The 21024-nt window shown below is 67.9% G+C and carries 25 protein-coding genes and 1 pseudogene; 12 read left to right on the top strand and 14 right to left on the bottom strand.

Going from position 1 to position 21024, the window contains the following annotated elements:
- Positions 1–184 precede the first annotated feature (184 nt).
- The gene (locus E1H18_RS12690; protein ID WP_172268668.1) at positions 185–499 is read left to right on the top strand and encodes a hypothetical protein; all 315 of its coding nucleotides are present in this window, start codon (positions 185–187) and stop codon (positions 497–499) included.
- On the opposite strand, the gene E1H18_RS12695 is transcribed toward E1H18_RS12690, so the two are convergent.
- Positions 496–1602, bottom strand: coding sequence for a hypothetical protein (locus E1H18_RS12695; RefSeq protein WP_172268671.1), 1107 nt, complete (start codon positions 1600–1602; stop codon positions 496–498). The genes E1H18_RS12690 and E1H18_RS12695 overlap by 4 nt on opposite strands.
- Positions 1603–1679: 77 nt before the next feature.
- Entirely contained in the window at positions 1680–2756 is a 1077-nt protein-coding gene (locus tag E1H18_RS12700; RefSeq protein WP_172268674.1) for a serine hydrolase, read from the bottom strand.
- Between the two features lie 128 nt (positions 2757–2884).
- On the opposite strand from E1H18_RS12700, the gene E1H18_RS12705 reads away from it, so the two are divergent.
- The 7 genes from E1H18_RS12705 (at position 2885) to E1H18_RS12735 (ending at position 9550) form a co-directional block, all read left to right on the top strand.
- Positions 2885–3379: a GAF domain-containing protein gene (locus E1H18_RS12705; protein ID WP_172268677.1), complete on the top strand. Its 495-nt coding sequence runs from the start codon at positions 2885–2887 to the stop codon at positions 3377–3379.
- Positions 3380–3462: 83 nt separating this feature from the next.
- Entirely contained in the window at positions 3463–4614 is a 1152-nt protein-coding gene (locus E1H18_RS12710; protein WP_172269559.1) for a GNAT family N-acetyltransferase, read from the top strand.
- Positions 4614–5534: a glycosyltransferase family 2 protein gene (locus E1H18_RS12715; protein WP_172268680.1), complete on the top strand. Its 921-nt coding sequence runs from the start codon at positions 4614–4616 to the stop codon at positions 5532–5534. Before E1H18_RS12710 ends, E1H18_RS12715 begins: the two co-directional genes overlap by 1 nt.
- Complete coding sequence (locus E1H18_RS12720; RefSeq protein WP_172268683.1) at positions 5450–6454, top strand: hypothetical protein; 1005 nt, start codon at positions 5450–5452, stop codon at positions 6452–6454. Before E1H18_RS12715 ends, E1H18_RS12720 begins: the two co-directional genes overlap by 85 nt.
- Positions 6455–6493: 39 nt before the next feature.
- Positions 6494–7018, top strand: a complete 525-nt coding sequence (locus tag E1H18_RS12725) for a flavin reductase family protein (RefSeq protein ID WP_172268686.1) — start codon at positions 6494–6496, stop codon at positions 7016–7018.
- Positions 7019–7059: 41 nt separating this feature from the next.
- Positions 7060–8556 (top strand): CoA-acylating methylmalonate-semialdehyde dehydrogenase, encoded by a 1497-nt coding sequence (locus E1H18_RS12730; protein ID WP_172268689.1) that lies wholly within the window; start codon positions 7060–7062, stop codon positions 8554–8556.
- A 10-nt stretch (positions 8557–8566) separates the two neighbouring features.
- Entirely contained in the window at positions 8567–9550 is a 984-nt protein-coding gene (locus E1H18_RS12735; protein WP_172268692.1) for a M15 family metallopeptidase, read from the top strand.
- Here the strand turns inward: E1H18_RS12735 and E1H18_RS12740 are convergent.
- The 8 genes and pseudogenes from E1H18_RS12740 to E1H18_RS12770 all read right to left on the bottom strand — a co-directional run bounded on the left by E1H18_RS12740 (position 9531) and on the right by E1H18_RS12770 (position 13929).
- Positions 9531–9944, bottom strand: coding sequence for a hypothetical protein (locus tag E1H18_RS12740; RefSeq protein ID WP_172268695.1), 414 nt, complete (start codon positions 9942–9944; stop codon positions 9531–9533). The two genes, E1H18_RS12735 and E1H18_RS12740, sit on opposite strands and share 20 nt — an antisense overlap.
- Before the next feature lie 119 nt (positions 9945–10063).
- Positions 10064–10390, bottom strand: a complete 327-nt coding sequence (locus E1H18_RS12745; protein ID WP_172268698.1) for a GIY-YIG nuclease family protein — start codon at positions 10388–10390, stop codon at positions 10064–10066.
- A 26-nt stretch (positions 10391–10416) separates the two neighbouring features.
- Positions 10417–10533, bottom strand: a pseudogene (locus tag E1H18_RS27300) (hypothetical protein); the annotation flags it as partial.
- On the bottom strand, positions 10505–11245 hold the full coding sequence (gene nth / locus E1H18_RS12750) for an endonuclease III (RefSeq protein WP_172268701.1): 741 nt from the start codon (positions 11243–11245) through the stop codon (positions 10505–10507). The pseudogene E1H18_RS27300 and the gene nth, both read right to left, overlap by 29 nt.
- 77 nt (positions 11246–11322) lie before the next feature.
- Positions 11323–11652 (bottom strand): SMR family transporter, encoded by a 330-nt coding sequence (locus E1H18_RS12755; protein ID WP_172268704.1) that lies wholly within the window; start codon positions 11650–11652, stop codon positions 11323–11325.
- Positions 11653–11705: 53 nt separating this feature from the next.
- The gene (locus E1H18_RS12760; RefSeq protein WP_172268707.1) at positions 11706–12278 is read right to left on the bottom strand and encodes an NUDIX domain-containing protein; all 573 of its coding nucleotides are present in this window, start codon (positions 12276–12278) and stop codon (positions 11706–11708) included.
- Positions 12275–13276: an inorganic phosphate transporter gene (locus E1H18_RS12765; protein ID WP_172268710.1), complete on the bottom strand. Its 1002-nt coding sequence runs from the start codon at positions 13274–13276 to the stop codon at positions 12275–12277. Before E1H18_RS12765 ends, E1H18_RS12760 begins: the two co-directional genes overlap by 4 nt.
- Before the next feature lie 5 nt (positions 13277–13281).
- Positions 13282–13929, bottom strand: coding sequence for a DUF47 domain-containing protein (locus E1H18_RS12770; RefSeq protein ID WP_172268713.1), 648 nt, complete (start codon positions 13927–13929; stop codon positions 13282–13284).
- Positions 13930–14107: 178 nt separating this feature from the next.
- On the opposite strand from E1H18_RS12770, the gene E1H18_RS12775 reads away from it, so the two are divergent.
- The 3 genes from E1H18_RS12775 to upp are packed head-to-tail and all read left to right on the top strand — an operon-like array spanning position 14108 to position 17413.
- Positions 14108–14572 carry a (2Fe-2S)-binding protein gene (locus E1H18_RS12775; RefSeq protein ID WP_172268716.1) on the top strand — a complete coding sequence of 155 codons (465 nt, stop codon included), beginning with the start codon at positions 14108–14110 and terminating at the stop codon, positions 14570–14572.
- A gap of 2 nt (positions 14573–14574) precedes the next feature.
- Complete coding sequence (locus E1H18_RS12780) at positions 14575–16749, top strand: xanthine dehydrogenase family protein molybdopterin-binding subunit (protein WP_172268719.1); 2175 nt, start codon at positions 14575–14577, stop codon at positions 16747–16749.
- A 34-nt stretch (positions 16750–16783) separates the two neighbouring features.
- A complete protein-coding gene (gene upp, locus E1H18_RS12785; protein WP_172268722.1) occupies positions 16784–17413 on the top strand; it encodes a uracil phosphoribosyltransferase in 630 nt (209 codons plus the stop codon).
- 3 nt (positions 17414–17416) lie between these two features.
- Here the strand turns inward: upp and E1H18_RS12790 are convergent, their stop codons facing one another.
- Positions 17417–17647: a CsbD family protein gene (locus E1H18_RS12790; RefSeq protein WP_241735997.1), complete on the bottom strand. Its 231-nt coding sequence runs from the start codon at positions 17645–17647 to the stop codon at positions 17417–17419.
- Between the two features lie 45 nt (positions 17648–17692).
- Entirely contained in the window at positions 17693–18598 is a 906-nt protein-coding gene (locus tag E1H18_RS12795) for a 5'-methylthioadenosine/S-adenosylhomocysteine nucleosidase (protein WP_172268725.1), read from the bottom strand.
- 144 nt (positions 18599–18742) lie between these two features.
- On the opposite strand from E1H18_RS12795, the gene E1H18_RS12800 reads away from it, so the two are divergent.
- The gene (locus E1H18_RS12800) at positions 18743–19111 is read left to right on the top strand and encodes a response regulator (RefSeq protein WP_172268728.1); all 369 of its coding nucleotides are present in this window, start codon (positions 18743–18745) and stop codon (positions 19109–19111) included.
- On the opposite strand, the gene E1H18_RS12805 is transcribed toward E1H18_RS12800, so the two are convergent.
- On the bottom strand, positions 19108–19740 hold the full coding sequence (locus E1H18_RS12805) for a hypothetical protein (RefSeq protein ID WP_172268731.1): 633 nt from the start codon (positions 19738–19740) through the stop codon (positions 19108–19110). The genes E1H18_RS12800 and E1H18_RS12805 overlap by 4 nt on opposite strands.
- Positions 19740–21017: an amidohydrolase family protein gene (locus E1H18_RS12810; protein WP_172268734.1), complete on the bottom strand. Its 1278-nt coding sequence runs from the start codon at positions 21015–21017 to the stop codon at positions 19740–19742. The genes E1H18_RS12805 and E1H18_RS12810 overlap by 1 nt, the downstream gene beginning before the upstream one ends.
- Positions 21018–21024: the final 7 nt, after the last annotated feature.

The raw sequence follows: 21024 nt of genomic DNA on the forward strand, positions 1-21024 counted from the left end.
CGTTCCCTGTTTGTTCCAATTCTCGATGCGTCATCGTCGCGGTGAGTCTGCGTCAATCGCGGACGCATGTGCTTCCGAGACCGATCGACTCTTCCGCCGCCGCCCGGCACATTTCTTAACGGCGGGGCTGCCCTGAGCGCCTTTGAGCCGTCATTCCCAAGATCCCGGGCTGGAGGAGGCCTCGATGGAGTTCGATCCCGATCGCCTGCGCGCGATCGTGGGCGCGCTGGGCGGCGTGGCCGTCTATGGGCTGGTGCTGGCGGGCTCGCCTGAACGCGTGGCCCTGCGCGATTTGCTGCTGCGGCTGGCTTGCGCCACGCCGGCCGCGGCGATCCTGGCCGTGTTCTTCGTCAAGGCCGCGCTGCCGGTGATCCCGTGGACGCCGCTGCGCGAGGCCTATTTGTTCGGCTTCATCGTCGGCGCGTTCAGCTGGGAGCTGTTGCCGCTGCTGTTCCGGGTGGTCAAGCGCCGCGCGGAACAGCGGGCGGAGAAGCTCTAGAAGCGGCTGGGGAAGGCCTTGGCCGTCTTGGCGTCGTTATACGCCGCGCCGGGACAGTCGGCGCCGTAGCTGGTGGCGGTCTCGGCCAGATAGGGGCCGCGGCCGCTGTCGCCGTTCAGGGCGCGGCACGAGACGGCGGTCTTGTAGACCACCGAACCGTCGCGGCTGAGATCGCTCATGAACCGGTCGAACGCCAGGTCCATCAGACCGCGCGTGGCGGCCAGGCGACGGGCGCGGCCGTTGAAGGCGCTGGTGATCTCGCCGTCGGCGGCGATGTCGCGCGAGACCGGGCCAGGTCCGGCGGCGGCGCCCGCGGCGCTGATCGCACCGCCGGCCAGGGCCGCTTCCAGGTCGGTGAAGCGGCCGGCGGCGGTGGCCACGCCCAAGGCGGTGAGGAAGCCGGCCTCGAAGCCGGGGCCGGCGCGGTCAGGTCCCCCGATCTCCCGGGCCTGTCCAGCCCCGATCAGGCCGCCGGCGGGCGTGGTGGCGATGGTCCAGATCGGCTCTTCATTCAGGTAGTAGCCCAGCACGGCGCCGCCGATCGCGCCGCCCAGCGGGGCCAGAACCCGGTCCTTGCTGGCGCCTAGCGGGCCCGCGATGGCCGCGCGGGCGACCTCGGGCGTGAAGCCTGTCCAGCGCGCCGCATAGGACGCCTCGATCGTCTTCTCGCGCACCACCTGGCCCGTGCGCCAGCGCACCAGGCGGAAGGTGACACGGGCCGAGGTCAGCTTGTCGGTCGCCAGCCACACATTGGGTCCGCGCAGGCCTTCGAACTGGGTGTAGAGCATGTACTCGGCGTCGAGGCGCGTCGGGGCCAGCATCTCGGCGTTGCGAAGGTGGTTGTTCAGGCTCTCGACGACCTGGACGCGGGTCGGGCGGGTGGTGACCACGGCTCCGCCGTCGAACCAGCGAAACTCGGGCGCGCCCTCGACGGCCTGGACGACCACATTGCGATAGAAGGGGCGGGCCGGCGAAGCCTTCGCCACAGCCAGCGGCGGCATGGCCGGTTGGCGCAGGGCGGCCATTTCGTCGCGGGAGGCGCAGGCGGTCAGCAGGCTGGTTCCGGCCAGAAGAACGGCCAGACGGACGGACAGGGTCGACATGGATGCGCTCTCCCAGAGTTGGCCGCACTATCCGTCGCAATCCTAAAGAGAGCTTGAAAGGCGAAGCTTGGGAGGGTTCAGGATGGGGTGAAGCGGTCCGAGACGAACTTGGCCAAGCGTCCGGCCTGCAGCGGCGGCGCAACATTGCTGAGCGTGACGACGACGCCTTCGCCGTCGGCGATGATCCGCAGGTCGCAGGACATGCCGGGCGCAATGCCGTTGTGGCCGACCATGGCCAACGCGCCGGGATAGACGGCGACGCCGTAGCCGAACCTCATGCCCGCACCGTCGTCGAAGCGGCCCGTGGTCATCAGCTGCCGATGCTTGGCGTCCAACAGGCGGCCATCATGCAGGGCGATGACGAACTTCAGGAGATCCTCGGCCGTCGCATAGCCGCCGCCGGCCGGCGTGCCGCGCCAGGGCAGGGTGGGACGCTCATAGGCGGCGTCTTCGTGCGTGTAGGCGACGGCGCGGCCGGGGACATCTGCAGTTTCCGGCGCGAAGCCGCTGCCGGTCATGCCGGCCAGCGCAAAGACGTGATCCTGGACGTAGTCGAAGTAGCTTTGACCCGACACCACCTCGACCACCCGGCCCAGCAAGATGAAGCCGTAGTTGGAGTAGTCCCAAAGGGCGCCGGGCTCGAAGTCCGGCGCGCGGGCGCCATAAAGGTCGACATAGTCCTGGGGCGCGCGCAGCGTTTCGCGTCGGGCGTCGTAGTCGGGGCCGAAGATGTCGCCGGCCCCGCCGGTGTGGCTCAGCAGGTGGTGCAGGGTGACAGTCCTGGCCCAATCGGCGTTGGGATAGTCCTTCAGATAGGTGATCAGCGGCGCCTGCAGGTCGAGCTTACCGGCCTGGACAAGCTGCAGCACGGCGACGGCGGTGTGCATCTTGTTGATCGAGCCGATGCGGAACCGGGTCGTGGCGTCATTGGGAATCCTGCGCTCGCGATCGGCCCAGCCCTGGGCGAAGGCCGCGAACGGCCGGCCGTTGCGCGCCACGAGCACGACGCCGGAATAGTCTTCGCCAAGTTCCGTCAGCCGCCCGGCGAGCGCCTGGGTCAGCTCGGTATCGCTCAGGCGCAGGGGTGCGGTCTGGGCGCGCGCCAGCGCCGGCAGGGCCAGCACGAGGGCGATGATGACGAGAAGGCGCTGCATCGGATCATCCACTGGAGGTTGCCGATTGTTCGCGTGCGACGCGCGGCGTGTCCATGGCCCCGCTGGGATGAGCGCGAAACCGGCGTCGGCCCTCTGACATCCCTCGCGCGCCGCGCTATATCCCCGCCATGGCCGAAGCGTTCAACGACATCACCCTCTCCGCCGACAAGGCGACCCGCTATGCCGAGGTCGCCGATGAAATCGCCTCAGTGCTGGACGGCGAGCCCAATGTCACCGCACGCATGGCGACGGTGGCCTCGATGCTGGCCAACAGTTTCGACCACTACTTCTGGACGGGTTTCTACGTCGTGGACCCCGCCAAGGAGCGTGAGCTGGTGGTCGGTCCTTACCAGGGCACGCTGGGCTGCCTGCGCATCGCGTTCGGTCGCGGCGTGTGCGGAGCTGCAGCGTCCACGGGTGAGACACAGCTTGTCCCAGATGTGCACTCATTTCCGGGACATATCGCCTGCGACGGCCGCTCGCAGAGCGAGGTGGTCGTCCCGGTCTTTGGTCCGGACGGCCAGCTGATCGCGGTGTTCGACGTCGATTCCGACCAGCCTGCGGCGTTTGACGAGACCGACCAGCACTGGCTGGAGACCATCCTGAAAACGACGTTCGGCTGATTGTCGGCTTTCTGACGGATGGCCTGCCGATTGCAGGCCTTGGTCCATCTTTCCCTAACCCGCCCGGAGTAGGACAGATGGACATGTTGGACGTCGAGACCCTTCACCCAAGTCTGCTGAGCGCTGAGGATGTGGCGCTGTGGCGAGCCCTGGCGAGCGCCGAGCAAGGCTTCGGCAATCCCTTGCTAGGTCCGGATTTCGCGCTGGCCGTCGGCCGGGTGCGCGAGGATGCGCGGGTGGCTGTGGCCCGGCGTGGCGGCCAGACCCTGGGCTTCCTGGCCTATCACCATCGTCCCGGTCGCCTGGCGCGACCGATCGGTTCGCCGCTGTCGGACTATCACGCCCTGGTCGGGCGTCCGGACGCCGATCTGCGGATCGAGGACGTGCTGCGAGCGGCGGGCGTCAGCCTGTTCCGCTACACTGGCCTGATCGACCCCCATGGCGTGTTCCCGGCCGCCTCGCGCACCGACCGCACGGCCTATGTCATCGACCTCTCGCAGACGGATGCGCAAGCCCATCTTGAGGCCGTCCGCGCCGCGAGCCCAAAGAAGATCAAGAACTACCGCCGGCTGGACAACAAGCTGGGCCGTGAAGTCGGCGAGGTGCGCCTGGTGGCGGGTGATGCGTCGCGCGAGGCCTTCAACCAACTGATCGACTGGAAGCGCGAGCAGCTGATCCGCACCGGCGGTCACGACTTCCTGCGCGCCGACTGGACACGCGAGCTGATGGCGGACCTGTTCGCCCAGCGGGACGGCGACTTCCGCGGCCTGATGATCAACCTCTATGCTGGCGACCAGCTGGTGGGCGGCCATTTCGGCGTCCGTCAGGGCGATACCTACCATCCGTGGCTGGCCTCGATGAATCCCGAGCATGCGGCTTGGTCGCCGGGACAGATCTTCTTCCTGCGCGCCATCGCCGCCATGCCCGAGCTTGGCCTGGCCCGCTATGACCTCGGACCGAGCCACGACCACTACAAGCGCAGCTACGCCTTCAGCGCGACGCTGGTAGGCGAGGGGGCCGCGACGGCTTCCGGCCTGGGCGGTCGCGTGGCGATGTCGGTGGAGACCGCCTGGACCCTGGCCGGTTCCCATCGCGCCGGGCCCGTGGGCCAACTGCACCGTCGGATGGAGGCCATCGCCAGCACCGAGCTGACCATGGGCGGCCGGGTGCGTGATTTCGTCGAAGCGGTCGCCGCCAAGGCGCAGCGCCGCCATGGAGAGCATCCGGAGGGCTGATGACGCGTGTCACGATCATGATCCCGACCCAGAGGCGCCCCGACGGTTTGGCCGTCGCGGCGCGCTCGGTGCTCGGCCAGGCCGGCGTCGATCCCTCGACGCTGGAACTGGTGATCGTCGACAATGACCAGGTCCCGTCGGCGAAAGCTGTGGCGGACGACCTGGCCAAGGCCGCGCCGTTTCCGGTCCTGTATGTACACGAGCCGCGTCCCGGCGTGGCCTTCGCCCGCAATGCCGGCATGGCCAAGGCGTCGGGCGAGCTGATCGCCTTTCTAGATGATGACGAGGAAGCGCCGGACGGCTGGCTGGCTGCGCTGATGGCCGCGCGTGAGCGTTTTGACGCCGACGTCGTGTTCGGCCCGGTGAGGACCCGCGCTCCGGGCCACGTCGTCGAGCATCGCGACTATCTGGAGCGCTTCTTCTCGCGCGAGGGGCCAGGGCAGGCGACGATCCTGGACCGCCACTACGGCTGCGGGAACAGCCTGCTACGCCGCGCCGCCCTGCCGGACCCGGTCGCGCCGTTCTCGGAAGAGCGCAACCACATCGGCGGCGAAGACGACATGCTGTTCGGCCACATGGGCGCGGCCGGCGCGCGCTTCGCCTGGGAGCCTGCAGCCTGGGTCTGGGAAGAGCCGGTGCTGAGCCGCCTGAACCTTCGCTACACGATCGCGCGCGCCTTCGCCTACGGCCAGGGGCCGACCTCGCATTGCGCCGCGGCGATCCCGCGCGATCATGTGGGGGTGGTCCGCTGGATGGCCGTCGGGCTGGTGCAGGCGGCCGTGTTCGGCGCGGTGGCCGGCTTCAAGTGGCTGACCCGCGCTGGCGATCGCGCCGAATGGCTGGACCGCGCCGCCCGAGGCCTGGGGAAAACCCTATGGTTTGGCCCCTTCAAGATCCAATTCTACGGGAGAACCGCATGAGCGTGATCACCGACTGGACGCCGGAAAAGGCCAAGGCCTTCGGCCAAGAGAACCTGATGTTCAAGCACGCGCTGCATGAGCGTCCGATGTTCGACGATGAGGGTCTGGCGCGCCTGCTGGATCAGTATCCGCGCGACCTGCTGGGCGTCTTCACCATGGGCGAGGACCCCAAGGCCTGGACGTCCTGGCGCAAGGGCTCGGCCGGCAATCTGACCGGCGATCAACTGCTGGAAGGCGCCAAGACCGGCCGCATCTGGCTGAACCTGCGCCACACCAACGACCACGTGCCGGAATACGCCGCGCTGAGCGACGAGATCTTCGCCGACAAGCAGGCCCACGTGCCGGGTCTGCGCACCTTCAAGCGCGATGTCGGCATGCTGATCAGCAGCGCCAACGCCCAGGTCTTCTACCATCTGGACGTGCCGCTGGTGTCGCTGTGGCAGATCCGCGGCGAGAAGAAGGTCTGGGTCTATCCGGTCGCCGACCCCTATGTGGGCGACCTGGCGCTGGAGAAGATCGTGCTGCGCGAGACCGCCGAGCAGTTCGCCTTCGAACCTGCATGGGACAAGGGCGCCCAGGAAGTCACCCTGACCCCGGGCAACATGGTCACCTGGCGCCAGAACGCCCCGCACCGGATCGAAAACGGCCCGATGCTGAACGTGTCGATCTCGATCGAATTCATGACCCCGCCGGCCCTGATGCGGGCCAATGTCATCTACGCCAACGGTGTGCTGCGCCGCCGTCTGGGCGCCAAGCCGCGTATCCAGAACGGCTTTGGCCCCACGGCCCTGGGCAAGCTGGCTGTGGCCCGCGGGGCCAAGGCCCTTGGCCTGCAAACCCCGCACGTGCGCCACCTGCCGGTCACCTTCGGCCTGGATGCCGGCCGGCCGGGCGTTTTGATTGAGGGACCTCAAGCCTAGAGCTTGCCGGTTGTCCCGCTTTGCCCCACTTCTTGGCCGATGAGTAAAGCGGTCACGATCGAACTGGGAGAGGGCGCCGAGCATGACGCTCGCGCCCTGCGCAACGCCTTTGGATGCTTCACGACCGGGGTGACGGTGGTCACAACCTTGGCTGAAGATGGCCGCAAGGTGGGCCTGACCGCCAACTCCTTCACGTCGGTGTCGCTGGACCCGCCGCTGGCCCTGATCTGCGTTGATTTGAAGTCGGCCAGCCTGCCGGCCCTGGACACGGCCGGACGCTTCGCCGTCAACGTGCTGCACGCCGAGCACCAGGCCCTGGCTCGCCAGTTCGTGCAGAAGGACGCGGACCGCTTCGCCGGGGTCGAGACCGAGACCTGGCGCACGGGCGTGCCGATCCTGCCCGGCTGCATGGCCAATTTCGAGTGCGAGACCCACCACGCCTTCGACGCCGGCGATCACCGGATCTATGTCGGGCGCGTGGTAAAGCTGCGCTACGACCCCGACCACGAGCCTTTGGTCTATCTGCAGGGCCGGTTCCGCCGCGTGCATGTCGACGCAGAGTAACGCTGGACTATAGTCGCTCCCAACAGTGCAGGGAGCGCATCATGCGAGACATCGCCCATTTCGTGAACGGCCAGGCCTTGGTCGGGACCTCCGGCCGGTTCGGCGACGTCTTCAATCCCAATACCGGTGAGGTCCAGGCCCGGGTCCAGTTCGCCACCGACGCCGAACTGGACGCCGCCGTCCAGGCCGCCGCCAAGGCCCAGATCGGCTGGGCGGCGACCAATCCCCAGCGCCGCGCCCGGGTGATGTTCGAGTTCAAGCGCCTGATCGAGCGCGACATGAACAGCCTGGCCGAGATCCTGTCGTCCGAGCACGGCAAGGTCATCGCCGACAGCAAGGGCGACATCCAGCGCGGCCTGGAAGTTATCGAGTTCGCCTGCGGCATCCCTCACATCCTCAAGGGCGAATATACCGAAGGCGCGGGGCCCGGCATCGACATCTATTCGATGCGTCAGCCGTTGGGCGTGGTCGCGGGCATCACCCCGTTCAACTTCCCAGCCATGATCCCGATGTGGATGTTCGGCATCGCTATCGCTGTGGGCAACAGCTTCATCCTCAAGCCGTCGGAGAAGGATCCGACCGTGCCGGTGAAACTGGCCGAGTTGATGATGGAGGCGGGCGCGCCGGAAGGCGTTCTGAACGTGATCCATGGCGACAAGAGCGCCGTCGACGCCATTCTGAACCATCCCGACATCAAGGCCGTCAGCTTCGTCGGCAGCAGCGACATTGCCCACTACGTCTATCAAACGGGCACTGCGAACGGAAAACGCGTCCAGGCCATGGGCGGGGCCAAGAACCACGGGATTGTCCTGCCTGACGCCGACATGGATCAGGTGGTCAAGGATATCTCGGGCGCGGCCTTCGGCTCGGCTGGCGAGCGTTGCATGGCCCTGCCGGTCGTGGTCCCGGTCGGGAAACACACGGCCGACGACCTGCGCGAGCGGATGGTTGCCGAGATCGCCACGCTGAAGGTCGGGGTCTCCACCGACGCCGACGCCCACTACGGCCCGGTGGTCAGCGCCGCCCATCGCAACAAGATCGCCGACTACATCCGCCTGGGCCAGGAGGAGGGCGCGGAGCTGGTGGTCGACGGCCGCGACTTCGCGCTGCAGGGCTACGAGAAGGGCTTCTTCATCGGCCCGTCGCTGTTCGATGGCGTCAAGGTGGGCATGAAGACCTATCAGGAGGAAATCTTCGGTCCCGTGCTGCAGATCGTGCGGGCCGAGACCCTCGAGGACGCCATGGCCCTGCCGTCGCAGCACCAGTATGGCAACGGCGTCGCCATCTTCACCCGCAACGGCCGCGCCGCGCGCGAGTTCGCCAGCCGGGTCAATGTCGGCATGGTCGGCATCAATGTGCCGATCCCGGTGCCGGTGGCCTATCACACCTTCGGCGGCTGGAAGCGCAGCGCGTTCGGCGACACCAACCAGCACGGCGTCGAGGGCGTGAAATTCTATACCAAGGTCAAGACGGTGACCGCCCGCTGGCCGGAAGGCGATGTGGGCGACTCCAGCTTCGTCATTCCGACGATGAAGTAGGAGAAGACGCGTGGCGCTGCTTCGACGTTCGTTCCTGGCCAGCGCCGCCGCCTTCGCGGCCGCGCCAGCTTTCGCCCAGACGCCCAAGCTGACGGGGGCCGAGTGGGCGGCCATCGGCCAGTACGGCGACAAGACCGCGCCGCTGACGGTGTTCGAGAAGGACGGCGCGCTGCATGTCGACGGCGCCGGTCTGTCCTCGGCGCGGCTAACGAGGCAGGGCGCTGGCCGCTACGCGATCGTCGGCGGCGGGGAACTGGTGCTGGAGAAGGGCGCGGTGCGTCTGAATGACCAGAGCCTGGCCTTCCACGACTTCGGGGCCGAGGCGCAGGACGCGATCCACGCCGCCGTCCGCGCCGATCCGGTGGCGCTGCGCCAACGGGCCTTGGCCGCGACGCCGCCAGTGGAGACCGAACAGCGCCTGCCGGCCGACCTCGTCGACCTGACCACCGTCGATCCGCGCATCAGGCTCGATATCCGCTATGCGGGGGTGAACAACTTCATGGGCATCCCGCTGTACGAGCGGGCGGGGGCCTATCTGCAGCGCCCGGCCGCTGAGGCCCTGGGCCGCGCCCAGAAAGCGCTGGCGGCTCAGGGCTATGGCCTGCTGATCCACGACGCCTATCGGCCCTGGTTCGTGACCTGGATGTTCTGGGAAGCCACCCCGCCGGAGAACCACGCCTTCGTCGCCAACCCGGCCAATGGCTCGCGCCACAACCGCGGCTGCGCGGTGGACCTGACGCTGTACGACCTCAAGTCCGGCAAGGTGATCGACATGCCCAGCCGCTACGACGAGTTCTCGGGCCGCGCCTATGCCGATTTCGTGGGCGGCACGACGAAGCAGCGGGCTGCGCGGGCGGTCCTGCGCCAGGCCATGGAGGCCCAGGGCTTCGCCGTCTACACCGAGGAGTGGTGGCACTTCGATTACAAGGACTGGCGAAACTACGGCATCGGGACGCAGACGTTCACGCAGCTGGCTAGCGCCAGGCGAAACTGAGCACGGCCCAGCCGTAGGAGCGGATCTTCCAGCCCTCGCCCTCGCGCACCTGCACGAAGGTCCAGCCGCCCAGCTCCTCGAATGGGGCGCCGTCGCGTACGCCGGTCCAGCGCGTGGGCAGGGTGAAGTGGGCGACGTCGCCGGCCACCGCGAAGTCCTGCGCCCGCTCGAACATGTGGGTCAGCTCCTCCATGGCCGCGACGTGGCGCAGCATCAGCGCACGCCATTGGACGAGGCCTGTCTGGCCGTGGAAGCCGTAGGGCGGGAAGTTCTCCAGGATGACGACGTCCTCGCCGGCCGAGAACACGCCATCGAGCAAGACTTCGTCGCCGGTTTCGAGGAACCGGGCGAGCGCTTCTGGGCCGGCCATCAGGGCGGCGTCGGGGGTGCGCATGGGTGGCTCCGTTGGGCCGAAACCTCGTCCTCAGTTTATCCTCGGGCCGACTTGTGGTCGGCCCCGTAGGACAGGCTCAGGATGAGGTTTCTACTTCAATACCGAGCAAAAAGTAGTCCTCACCCTGAGCTTGTCGAAGGGCGAGGGCGGCCGCTCCGCGCCAGATCTGGAAGTGCGTCCCAGTCTCCTCGGATCACCGCCTCCTTCTTCGCGCGGCTCCAGCCCTTGAGCTGGCGTTCGAACGCGATGGCGTCAGTGATGAACTGGAAGTCTCCGGCCCAGACCAACTCCACGGGGCGACGCTTGTAGGTGAAGGCTTTCGGATTGAGACCTGCATTGTGTTCGCCCACGCGCGCGGCGGGATCCGGTCCGCGGTGCGATCCCACGTAATACAGGCCGTCCGAGCAGCGTAGGATGTAAACCCAGGCCGATTGGACGTCGTACACGGCGAACCTCCAAGGCTGGTGGAGCCGAAACCTCGCCCTTCGACAAGCTCAGGGTGAGGTTTCTAGTGCGACGCAGAACTAGAATTTCGTCTCTCGCTGAGCCGTCATTCGTCCTCACCCTGAGCTTGTCGAAGGGCGAGGACGCCACGCCAGCACCTCGGCGCTGTGACCCACCCCGGCCTTGGCGCACATCTGCCTTACCGGACACGCGCCGCAACTCGGCCCCTCGTGCGGGCACAGCATCTGGCCCAGGCCGCGCTTCATCAGCCAGTGCAGCTCGAAGAGGTCGTCGGCGGTCCAGGCGTCGGGTGAGAGGCTCATCAGCGTGTGATAGGTGTGGGTGGCGTCGCCTGAGCCCACCAGGCCGATGCGCTTGGCGACGCGGTCGACGTGGGTGTCGACGACAAGGCTGCGCATCGCCAGGTCGCTGAAGTTCAGCACGCAGGCGGCGACCTTGACCCCTACGCCGGGCAGGGCCTGCAGCTCCCAACGGGCCTGGTCGACCTCGAGCGTCTTCAGGTGGCTCAGCGACAACCAGCCGACCTTGGCCTCGATCATCTTCAGGGCGGTGGTCAGGTGGCGGGCCTTGTCGCCGGGGAAGGTGACGTCCTGGATGATCCGGGCCACGGCGGCGACCGGGGCGCGGGCCAGGTCTTCCCAACACTTGAATTCGGCCCGCAGGCATAGAAAGGCGTTCCACGAGACGGCGTCCTGGGTGCGGCCGCTGATCGATGACTTCACCAGCTGCGAGATCGGGTCCATCCGGGCCTGCGGCCGCTGCGCGCCGAACTCGCAGAGCAGGGCGTCGCGCACGCTTTCCAGTGGGGACCGGGCCAGGCCTAGGGACAGTTGCATGGGAACTCGCCGCGCAAGAACATAATGGGAACATTATGCGCGAGCGGCGAGCTTTGTCCACAGGCCTTATGCGGGGATCAGTGCGCGGACGCCTTCGAGAACACGTTCATCACCACGACGCCGGCGATGATCAGGCCCATGCCGATCATGGCCGGGAGGTCCAGCTTCTGGCCCTGAAAGATCCAGGCGATGGCGGCGATCGCCACGATGCCGACACCCGACCAGATGGCGTAGGCGATGCCGGTCGGGATCTCGCGCAGGGTCAGCGACAGGAAATAGAAAGCGATCGCATAGCCGGCCAGGGTGATCGCCGACGGGACCAGCTTGGTGAAGCCTTCCGACGACTTCATGAACGAGGTGGCGATCACCTCCGAGAAGATGGCGATGCCGAGGAAGAGATATTTCAAGACGCGCTCCGGATCTTCCTCCGGCTTACCGGGGATGAGCGCCTGGGGGAAGGCTAGCGCTGGTAGCGCCCCCACAGCGCCGTCACCCGGCGGCGCAGGCGTTGCAGCGCCACCCGCATCGGCGTCGGCGCCGGCGCGGTGTCGGGCCGCTCCTCCTCGGGAAGGGTCACGCCGGCGAAGCGGACGATCAGATCGCGCAGTTCGGGCTCCTGGACGGCCAGGGCGGCCTCCACCGGGGTCATCCACTGCAGTGTGCGCTGGCCCTTTTCGGGGAAGATCGCGCGCTCGCCGGTGACCTGCATCGGGAAGACATCGACCGTGACCAGGCGCGCCGCGCCGCTCTTCAGGCGCTTGAGGTAGGGATATTCGCCGAAGGGCGTCTGCTCGATCACGCCGTCGAGCCCGGCCTCCTCGAGCGCTTCCTGGGCGGCGGCCTGCCAGGCGGTCTTGTTCTTCATCGGCCAGCCCTTGGGGATCACCCAGCGACGGGTTTCGCGCGAGGAGACCAGCAGGATGCGCAAGGCCTCGCCCTCGCCCCGCCAGGGCAGGGCGGCGACCTGACGGCGCTTGCCGCCGCCGTTTCCGGACTTGCGACCTGCCTGCTGTTTGCCCCGCGACGTCGTCACGTCATCCAGAACCCGAGATAATAGAACAGCGCCGCCGTCAGGGCCGCCGCTGGCAGGGTGACGATCCAGGCGATGACGATGTCCTTGGCCACGCCCCAGCGCACGGCCGAGACCCGGCGCGAGGCGCCGACGCCGACAATAGCGCCCGTGATCGTGTGCGTTGTCGAGACCGGAACACCAACATGGGTTGCAAGGAAGAGGGTGATCGCGCCGCCCGTTTCCGCGCAGAAGCCCTGCATGGGGGTCAGGCGGGTGATCTTGCTGCCCATGGTGTGGACGATGCGCCAGCCGCCGAACAGCGTCCCTAGGCCCATAGCCGCCTGGCACGAGATCACCACCCAGAACGGGATGTGGCCTGGTGCGTCGGTGGCCCCGTGGGCGAACAGAAGGGCGGCGATGATGCCCATGGTCTTCTGGGCGTCGTTGCCGCCGTGGCCCAGGCTGTAGAGGGCGGCCGAGACGAACTGCAGCTTGCGGAACACGCGGTCGGCGAAGAACGGCGAGCTCTTCACGAAGGTCCAGGAGACGATCAGCACCAGCAGCAGCGCCAGGATGAAGCCGAAGGTCGGCGACACCACGATGCCGGCCGCAGTCTTGCCCAGGCCGGCCCACTGGATGGCGGAGAGGCCGCCCACCTTGGCGATCGCCGCGCCCACCAGCCCGCCGATCAGGGCGTGCGAGCTGGACGACGGGATGCCGGCCCACCAGGTCAGCAGGTTCCAGCTGATCGCACCCATCAGGGCGGCGAAGATCAGGCGGTCGCTGATGATGTGCGGGTCGACAATGCCCGAACCGACCATCTTGGCCACGTGCAGGCCGAAGAACAGGAAGGCGATGAAGTTGAAGAACGCCGCCCACAGCACGGCCCACTTGGCCGACAGCACGCGGGTGGACACGATCGTGGCGATCGAGTTGGCGGCGTCGTGCAGGCCGTTCAGGAAGTCGAACGCCAGGGCGACGACGACCAGAAAGACCAGGATCAGGAACGTGGGGTCCACGAGGGTCAGACCTGCTCGACCACGATGCCGCTGATGCGGTTGGCCACGTCCTCGAAGCGGTCCATGACCTTTTCCAGATGGCTGTAGATGTCGACGCCGACGATGAAGGCCATCGGATCGCCGCCGGCCTGGCTGGCCTGGAACAGGTCCTTGCGGCCCTGGTCGTACATCTGGTCGGACTGGTCCTCGATCTCGGTGATCCGCACCGCGATGTCCGACAGCTTCTGGGCGTTCAGGCGCATCTTCGGCAGCAGGTCGACGGCTTCCTGGGTCAGCTTGGCGGCCTCGACGATGATGCGGGTCATCTCGCGCATCTGCGGCTCGAAGGTCTTGACCTCGAACAGGCTGACGACCTTGGCGGTCTTGCGCATCTGGTCGATGGCGTCGTCGAGCGAAGTGGTCAGGTCCTGGATGTCGCTGCGGTCGAACGGGGTGATGAAGCTGCGGCGAACGGCGACCATCACCTGGCGGGTGACCTCGTCGGCCTCGTCTTCATGCAGGTCGACGCGAGCGCTGGCGGGGCCGACCGCGTCGCCGCCTGCCGTCATGTCGTGCAGCGCTTCGGCGCCGGCGACCAGCGTGCGGGCATGGGCCGAAAAGAGGTCGAAGAACTTGTCTTCCTTCGGCATGACGGCCTTGAACAAGCCCAGCATGGTGGTTCTTTCCCGAAAATGTGAGCGCAATCATCCGTAAACGGATGAGGCGCGGGCGCACCGGAACCACGGAAGGGGCCGGGGCGTCAAATCCTATTGTTTCAAAGTCCTTCCCGGGCTCGCGCGATCGGCGGGGTTGAGGCAGGATCGCCCCGAGATCGAAGTTGGGAGCTGCGTCATGGCCTTCACCCTGACCATCAACGGCGAGGCCCGCACCGCGGACGTCGATGGCGATACGCCCCTGCTGTGGGTGCTGCGCGACACCCTGGGCCTGCTAGGGGCGAAGTTCGGCTGCGGCGCGGCGCTTTGCGGGGCCTGTACGGTGCATATCGACGGCTTTCCGGTCCGCTCGTGCGTGACGCCGGTGCGCCGGATCGGGACCAAGGCGATCACCACCATCGAAGGCGTCGGTGCGACGCCGGTTGGGGCCAAGGTGCAGGAGGCCTGGAAGACCATCGACGTGCCGCAATGCGGCTACTGCCAGGCCGGCCAGATCATGTCGGCCACGGCGCTGCTGAACGCCAAGTCCCAGCCGACCGACGAGGACATCGACGCGGCCATGGACGGCAACCTGTGCCGCTGCACGACCTACTTGCGTATCCGCGAGGCCATCAAGGTCGCCGCCGGCCAGAAGGGGGTTTGAGCATGGACGGCGAGATCCTGCGCGACCCGACCCGTCGCTTCGTCCTGCAAAGCGGCGCGGCCGTCGGCGGCGGCCTGCTGTTCAGCTTCACCGTGGCCGCCGAGAGCCAGGCGGCCGCGGCGGCTATGTTCAACGCCTATGTCCGCATCGGGCCCGACGGCGGCGTCACGATCGCCTCGAAGATCCCGGAGGTGGGGCAGGGCATCAAGACCGCCATGCCGATGCTGATCGCCGAGGAGCTGGACGTCGAATGGTCGGCCGTCACGGTCGAGCAGGCCCTGGCCGACTTCAAGACCTATGGCCGCCAGGTGGCCGGCGGCAGCATGGCCACAACGCTGGAATATGACGGCTTCCGCCGCGTGGGGGCCACGGTCCGCGCCCTGCTGATCGCCGCCGCCGCGCAAAGCTGGAAGGTCGCGCCCGAGACTCTGACGACCGAGCCGGGCTTCGTCGTCCACGCCGCCAGCAAGCGCCGCGTCGCCTATGGCGAATTGGCGGGCGAGGCGGCCAAGCTGACCCCGCCCGATCCCAAGACCCTGGCGCTGAAGGATCCGAAGGCCTTCCGGATCATCGGCCAGAGCCACAAGAGCCAGAACCTCGACGCCATCACCACCGGCCAGCCCCTGTACGGCATCGACGTGCGCGTGCCGGGCATGCTGTTCGCGACCTTCGCCAAGGCCCCGGTCTATGCGGCCAAGGTCGCCGCGGTAGACCTGGCGCCGGCCAAGGCGGTCAAGGGCGTGAAGGACGCCTTCGTCATCGAGGGCGGGACCAACCTGCAAGGGCTGATGCCGGGCGTGGCGGTGATCGCCGACACCTGGTGGGCGGCGCGCAAGGGCCGCAACGCGCTGGAGATCCAGTGGGCCGACCACCCGACCGCGGCCCAAAGCACCGCCGCCTTCGCCGCCAAGGCCGCCGCGCTCGCCAAGGGCCCGGCCCAGCGCGTCGACTACGCCGACGGCGACGTCGATGCGGCGCTGAAGGGCGCGGTTAAGGTCGTCTCGGCCGCCTACAGCTACCCGTTCATCGCCCACGCCAATCTGGAGCCGCAGAACTGCACCGCTTCGGTGAAAGACGGGAAAGTGGAGATCTGGGCCCCGACCCAGAACCCAGAGCCCGGCCGCAAGCTGGTCGCCGCCGCCCTGAACGTGCCGGAAGAGGCGATCACCATCCACCTGATCCGCGGCGGCGGCGGTTTCGGCCGACGCTTGAACAACGACTACATGGTCGAGGCCGCCGCTATCGCCGCCAAGGCCGGCGTCCCGGTCCAGCTGATCTGGACGCGCGAGGACGACATCCAGCACGACTTCTACCGCCCCGGCGCCTGGCACAACTTCACCGCCGGCCTGGATGCGGCGGGCAAGGTCGTGGCCTGGAACGACCACTTCGTCAGCTTCGGCGAGGGGACGACCTTCGCCCCCAGCGCCGGCTTCAACGCCAGCCAGTTTCCGGGCCGGGCCATCGACAACTACCGGCTCGAGGTCTCGGTGATGCCGCTGGGCGTGCCCACCGGGCCGCTGCGGGCGCCGGGCAACAACGCCTTCGGCTTCGTGCTGCAGAGCTTTACCGACGAACTGGCCCTGGCGGCCGGCAAGGATCCGGTAGACTTCCGCCGCGAGCTGCTGGGCGAGCCGCGTCTGCTGGGCAAGCCGGGCGAGCGCGACAGCTTCCATACCGGCCGCATGCGCGGGGTGGTGGACAAGGTCGCTCAGATGTCCGGCTGGGGCCGCAAGCTGCCCAAGGGTTCGGGGCTCGGCGTTTCCTGCCACTACAGCCACCTGGGCTATGTGGCGGTGGTCATGCAGGTCACGGTCAAGGACGGCGCCTTGAAGATCGACAAGGTCTGGACCGCCGCCGACGTCGGCCGCCAGATCATCAATCCCAAGGGCGCCGACCAGCAGATGCAGGGCTCGATCCTGGACGCCATCAGCTCGACCCTGCGCCAGGAGATTACCTTCGAGGGCGGGGCGGCGGTGCAGAGCAATTTCGGCGACTTCCAGCTCTTGCGCATGTCGGAGGCCCCGCCGATCGAGGTGGCCTATGTGCTGTCGGACAACAATCCGACCGGCCTGGGCGAGCCGGCCTACCCGCCGGCCCCGGCGGCGCTGTGCAACGCCATCTTCGCCGCCACGGGCAAGCGCATCCGGTCCTTGCCGATCGGCGACCAACTGGCCTAGGAGCGAGGGCAAGTTCTCTCAGCAAGGTTCGTCCATGACCCAGGTCACCGTCGTCAATCACCCGCTCGTCCAGCACAAGCTGACCCGGATGCGCGACAAGACGACCTCGACCAAGACCTTCCGCGCGCTGATGCGGGAGGTGGCGACCCTGATCTGCTACGAGGTCACCCGCGACCTGCCGATGGACACCGTCCAGATCGAGACTCCGGTCGCCCCGACCACGGCCCACGAGATCGCCGGCAAGAAGCTGGTCTTCGCCCCGATCCTGCGCGCTGGCCTGGGCATGGCCGAGGGCATGCTGGATCTCGTGCCGTCGGCGCGCGTGGCCCATGTCGGCCTCTATCGCGACCATGAGACGCTCGAGGCGGTCGAATACTACTTCAAGGCCCCGGAGGACATCGCCGGCCGCCTGGTCATCGTCGTCGACCCGATGCTGGCCACCGGCCACTCGGCCATCGCCGCCATCGCGAGGCTCAAGCAGTCCGGCGTCACCAACCTGCGCTTCGTCTGCCTGCTGGCGGCCCAGCCCGGCGTCGACGCCCTGCGCGCCGCGCATCCGGACGTGCCGATCTGGACGGCGGCCATCGACGCGGAGCTGAACGACCACGGCTACATCGTTCCCGGCCTGGGCGATGCGGGCGACCGGACGTTCGGGACGCGGTAGGACCTACTTCTTCGTCGCGTCCTTCACGGCGTCGCCCAAGTCGCCTTGCTTGACGTTGCCGGCGACCTTGTCCTTCTGGCCTTCCTTCTTCAGGTCCTCGTCGCCGATGACCTTGCCGACGCCCGACTCGACCTTGCCCACGGTCTCCTGCTTGCGTCCGGCGTCCTTGTCGCAGGCAGCGAGGCTCAGCGTGACCAGGGCGGCGAGGGTGAGGACGAGAGGACGTTGCAGCATGGGTGAAGCTCCGAGTTATCAGCTCGGAACGCAAACGGAGCCGTATTAGTTCGGCAAAGCCTTCACGAAAGCCTTCACCACCGTTGCCGAGTTGTCCGAGGCCAGGGCCATGAAGGTGTGCATCTCGTTGGCGCCCGCGCCGCCGCCGGCCAGGTCCGAGAGGCTGCGGAAGGCGACGAAGGGCGTCTGGTTGACCAGGGCCACGTGAGCGACGGCGGCGGTCTCCATGTCGACGACCCGAGCCTTGAAGGTCGCGCGCAGATATTTGCGGTAGTCGGCGTTGTCGAGGAACACCGGGGCCGAGACGCCGGCGCCGCCGACCACCACCTTGGGCGGATGGACCAGGCACTTGTCGGCTGCGCAGCGCTGCAGGGCGACCTGGGCGGCGACCTTGCGGGCTGTGTCCAGCAGGGCCGGATCGGACGGGAACCAGACGCGAGCCGGGGCGCCCAGGGCGTCGCCAGGCATGTGGATGCCGCGCGGATAGATCATGCCGTAGTTGGCCAGGTCGGTGGTGCGGATCTCGGGCGAGATCTCGTAATCACCTTTGCCCTTATCGCGGGCGAAGGCGCTTTCCAGGTTCTGGGCCCACTGGTCGGCGACCACGACGTCGCCGATGTCCAGGCTCTCGTCGACGCCGCCGGCGATGCCCGAGAACACGATGCGGGTGATGTTGAAGCGGTCCAGAGCCATCTGGGTGGTCATGGCCGCGTTGACCATCGACACGCCGCTGAGGAACACCACGACCGGCTTGCCCTCCATCCGCCCCGTCATGAAGTGGACGCCGTTGACGTCATAGGTCTTCTGCTCGCCGGTCGCCGCGTTCAGGGCGCCGATCTCGGGCGGGAAGGCCGAGATCACCGCGACGCGCGGGGTCTCGTCCAGGCGCTGGGCCAAAGCGGGCGTCGCGAGCAGCGTGAGGCAGGCCAGAAGCAGAGAGGGCAGGCGCATGGCGACTCCTAGGAAGACACCGCCTGCTTAGCGAGGCGCACGTCCGGTCCCAAGCGTAACTTTCACGGCCTTAAACCGTTGGATGTGGTTTGACGCCTTAACCATCTTGGGGTTTGTACGCAAACGATGGCACAGCGTATTCCCTTGATCTACGTCGCCGACGACGACGATGCGACGCTCGAGCTGGTTGACGCCTTTTTGTCCCGTGACGGACTGGAAGTCGTGGGGTTCACCGGCGCGGACTTGCTGATCGCGGCGATCCCGTCGCGGCGGCCCGACGCGATCCTGCTGGATGTGCGGATCCCGGGGCAGAGCGGCCTGGACGCCCTGATGACGCTGAAGGATTCGGACTTTGCCAGCATTCCCGTGCTGATGCTGACCGGCGACGGGCGGTTGGACCGCATCGTCCAGGCGATGCAGCTGGGGGCGACGGGCTATGTGATGAAGCCGTTCGACGGCCCCAAGCTGGTCGGCGAGGTGCGGGCCATGCTGAAGAGCGGCCGGCCGCTTTAGGCCAACAGGCTCTGAACCCAGGCGACAAGGTTGTTCCACCACACCAGAACTTGCTCCCACAGGCTGGGTGACGCGGCCGGGGCCTGCGGCGGGGCGGGCTTGACCTCTACCGGCACGAACCAACTGGGCGCGGCCGGCGGGGCGCAGTTCATGCGCATGCCGACGCCCTTGAGGTAGCCGCGGCGTACGCTGCCGCTTTCGATGGCCTTTCGGATCGCCTTGTCGTGCTTGGCTGCGCCGGTCAGCTTGCGCACCCAACTGCGGAACGGCAGCACGTCGCGGGTGGTGTCGCGCACGCCCGAGACCCCCAGGCCATAGGCGGCGTCGGCGACCTTCTTGCCGCGCGACCGCTCGTCCGGCGGCGGGGCCTCGTCGAGGTCTGGACCCAGGGCCGCGTCCAGCCGTCCAACCTCGGCGGCGATCGGCTCGCAGCGGTCCAGGTCGGTCATGTCGTACGGATCGGTGACCGCCCGCTGCAGCACCGGCGGGATCGATTTCTGCTTGAGGTTCAGGTCCTCCAGCGGCGCGGTCGCCGCGTCGCGGAAGGTGTCGTGCTGCTGCATCGTGCCTGGGTCGGTACCAGCCAGAGCCGGCGTAGCGAGCGCCAGCAGGAGAAGAGACAAGCGCATCACGGCCGCCGCACGACCTGGCCGCCCTTCATCACGAAGACGACGGCCTGGGTCGCCTCGATCGCCTGGGTCGGGTCGCCAGTCACCGCCACGATGTCGGCCAGGTAGCCGGGCTTCAGCTGACCCAGGTCGTGGGCGCGACCCAGCACCTTGGCGTCCACGGCGGTGGCGGCCAGCAGGGCCTGGACCGGGGTCATGCCCTCGCGCACCAGCCAGACCAGCTCGCGGGCGTTGTCGCCGTGCTTGAACACGCCGACGTCGCTGCCCATGCCGATGACGACGCCGTTCCTGACCGCCAGCTTGAAGGCGCGCTGGGCGTTCTGCATGGCCGCCGTCGGCGGGGTCTGGCCGGCGACATAGCCGCCGAAATAGGTCGAGGTGCTCTCGACCGCCGTCAGGGTGGGGAAGAACACCACGCCCTTCTGCGCCATCAGCTTGAAGGTGTCGTCGCTGCCGCCATAGCCGTGCTCGATGGTGTCGACGCCGGCCAGGATCGCCCGGCGCATGCCTTCATCGCCCGAGGCGTGGGCGGCGACTGGCCGGCCGCTGGAATGGGCCGCCTCGACCAGGGCCTTCAGCTCCTCGAGGCTGAAGGTCGGCTTGGTCGAGCCGTCGGGGCCGAAGCGATAGTCGGCATAGACCTTGATCCAGTCGGCGCCCGCGCCGGCCTGCTGACGCACGGCCTTGACCACCTCGTCGACGCCGCTGGCCTCCTGGGCGCCCTGGGGCAACTCGGCTTCGGGATTGTAGTTGCGGCGCGCGGGGCCGTAGGAATTGGTGGCGACGATGGCGTTGGTCGCCACGAACAGGCGCGGACCCGGGATCAACCCGTCATTGATCGCCTTCTTCAGCGGCGCGTCGGCCGCCCCGACACCCTCGGTGCCCAGGTCGCGCAGCGTGGTGAAGCCGGCCTCCAGCGTCGCCTTGGCCTGCACCGCCGCGCGCAGGGTGCGATAGGTCGGGCTCTCCTTCAGCACCTGATCGTCCCACAGGGTCTCGTTGTAGGGGTGCAGGAAGAGGTGGCTGTGCAGGTCCATCAGGCCCGGGAGCAGCGTGGTTCCCGGCAGGTCGACGACCTGGGCGCCGGTCGCGTCGATCTGCGACGCCGGGCCGACGGCGGCGATCTTGTCGTCCTGGACCAGCACGGCCCAGCCCTCGCGTGGCGGGCCGGCGCTCTCGGCGGTCCAGACGCGGGCGGGCTTGAGCAGGATCGGCTGGGCGGCCTGGGCGAGGCCGGGGCCGAGGATCAGGGCGAGGGCGGTCAGAAGGCGGCGCATGGACGAC

Source organism: Caulobacter sp. RHG1 (assembly GCF_013181195.1).
GTDB lineage: Bacteria > Pseudomonadota > Alphaproteobacteria > Caulobacterales > Caulobacteraceae > Caulobacter.

Bases quoted from the DNA above. Each gene is read 5' to 3' on its own strand.
- E1H18_RS12690 (WP_172268668.1), top strand. From the start codon at position 185: ATGGAGTTCGATCCCGATCGCCTGCGCGCGATCGTGGGCGCGCTGGGC.
- E1H18_RS12695 (WP_172268671.1), bottom strand. From the start codon at position 1,602: ATGTCGACCCTGTCCGTCCGTCTGGCCGTTCTTCTGGCCGGAACCAGC.
- E1H18_RS12700 (WP_172268674.1), bottom strand. From the start codon at position 2,756: ATGCAGCGCCTTCTCGTCATCATCGCCCTCGTGCTGGCCCTGCCGGCG.
- E1H18_RS12705 (WP_172268677.1), top strand. From the start codon at position 2,885: ATGGCCGAAGCGTTCAACGACATCACCCTCTCCGCCGACAAGGCGACC.
- E1H18_RS12710 (WP_172269559.1), top strand. From the start codon at position 3,463: ATGTTGGACGTCGAGACCCTTCACCCAAGTCTGCTGAGCGCTGAGGAT.
- E1H18_RS12715 (WP_172268680.1), top strand. From the start codon at position 4,614: ATGACGCGTGTCACGATCATGATCCCGACCCAGAGGCGCCCCGACGGT.
- E1H18_RS12720 (WP_172268683.1), top strand. From the start codon at position 5,450: ATGGCTGGACCGCGCCGCCCGAGGCCTGGGGAAAACCCTATGGTTTGG.
- E1H18_RS12725 (WP_172268686.1), top strand. From the start codon at position 6,494: ATGAGTAAAGCGGTCACGATCGAACTGGGAGAGGGCGCCGAGCATGAC.
- E1H18_RS12730 (WP_172268689.1), top strand. From the start codon at position 7,060: ATGCGAGACATCGCCCATTTCGTGAACGGCCAGGCCTTGGTCGGGACC.
- E1H18_RS12740 (WP_172268695.1), bottom strand. From the start codon at position 9,944: ATGCGCACCCCCGACGCCGCCCTGATGGCCGGCCCAGAAGCGCTCGCC.
- nth (WP_172268701.1), bottom strand. From the start codon at position 11,245: ATGCAACTGTCCCTAGGCCTGGCCCGGTCCCCACTGGAAAGCGTGCGC.
- E1H18_RS12770 (WP_172268713.1), bottom strand. From the start codon at position 13,929: ATGCTGGGCTTGTTCAAGGCCGTCATGCCGAAGGAAGACAAGTTCTTC.
- E1H18_RS12775 (WP_172268716.1), top strand. From the start codon at position 14,108: ATGGCCTTCACCCTGACCATCAACGGCGAGGCCCGCACCGCGGACGTC.
- E1H18_RS12780 (WP_172268719.1), top strand. From the start codon at position 14,575: ATGGACGGCGAGATCCTGCGCGACCCGACCCGTCGCTTCGTCCTGCAA.
- upp (WP_172268722.1), top strand. From the start codon at position 16,784: ATGACCCAGGTCACCGTCGTCAATCACCCGCTCGTCCAGCACAAGCTG.
- E1H18_RS12790 (WP_241735997.1), bottom strand. From the start codon at position 17,647: ATGCTGCAACGTCCTCTCGTCCTCACCCTCGCCGCCCTGGTCACGCTG.
- E1H18_RS12795 (WP_172268725.1), bottom strand. From the start codon at position 18,598: ATGCGCCTGCCCTCTCTGCTTCTGGCCTGCCTCACGCTGCTCGCGACG.
- E1H18_RS12805 (WP_172268731.1), bottom strand. From the start codon at position 19,740: ATGCGCTTGTCTCTTCTCCTGCTGGCGCTCGCTACGCCGGCTCTGGCT.
- E1H18_RS12810 (WP_172268734.1), bottom strand. From the start codon at position 21,017: ATGCGCCGCCTTCTGACCGCCCTCGCCCTGATCCTCGGCCCCGGCCTC.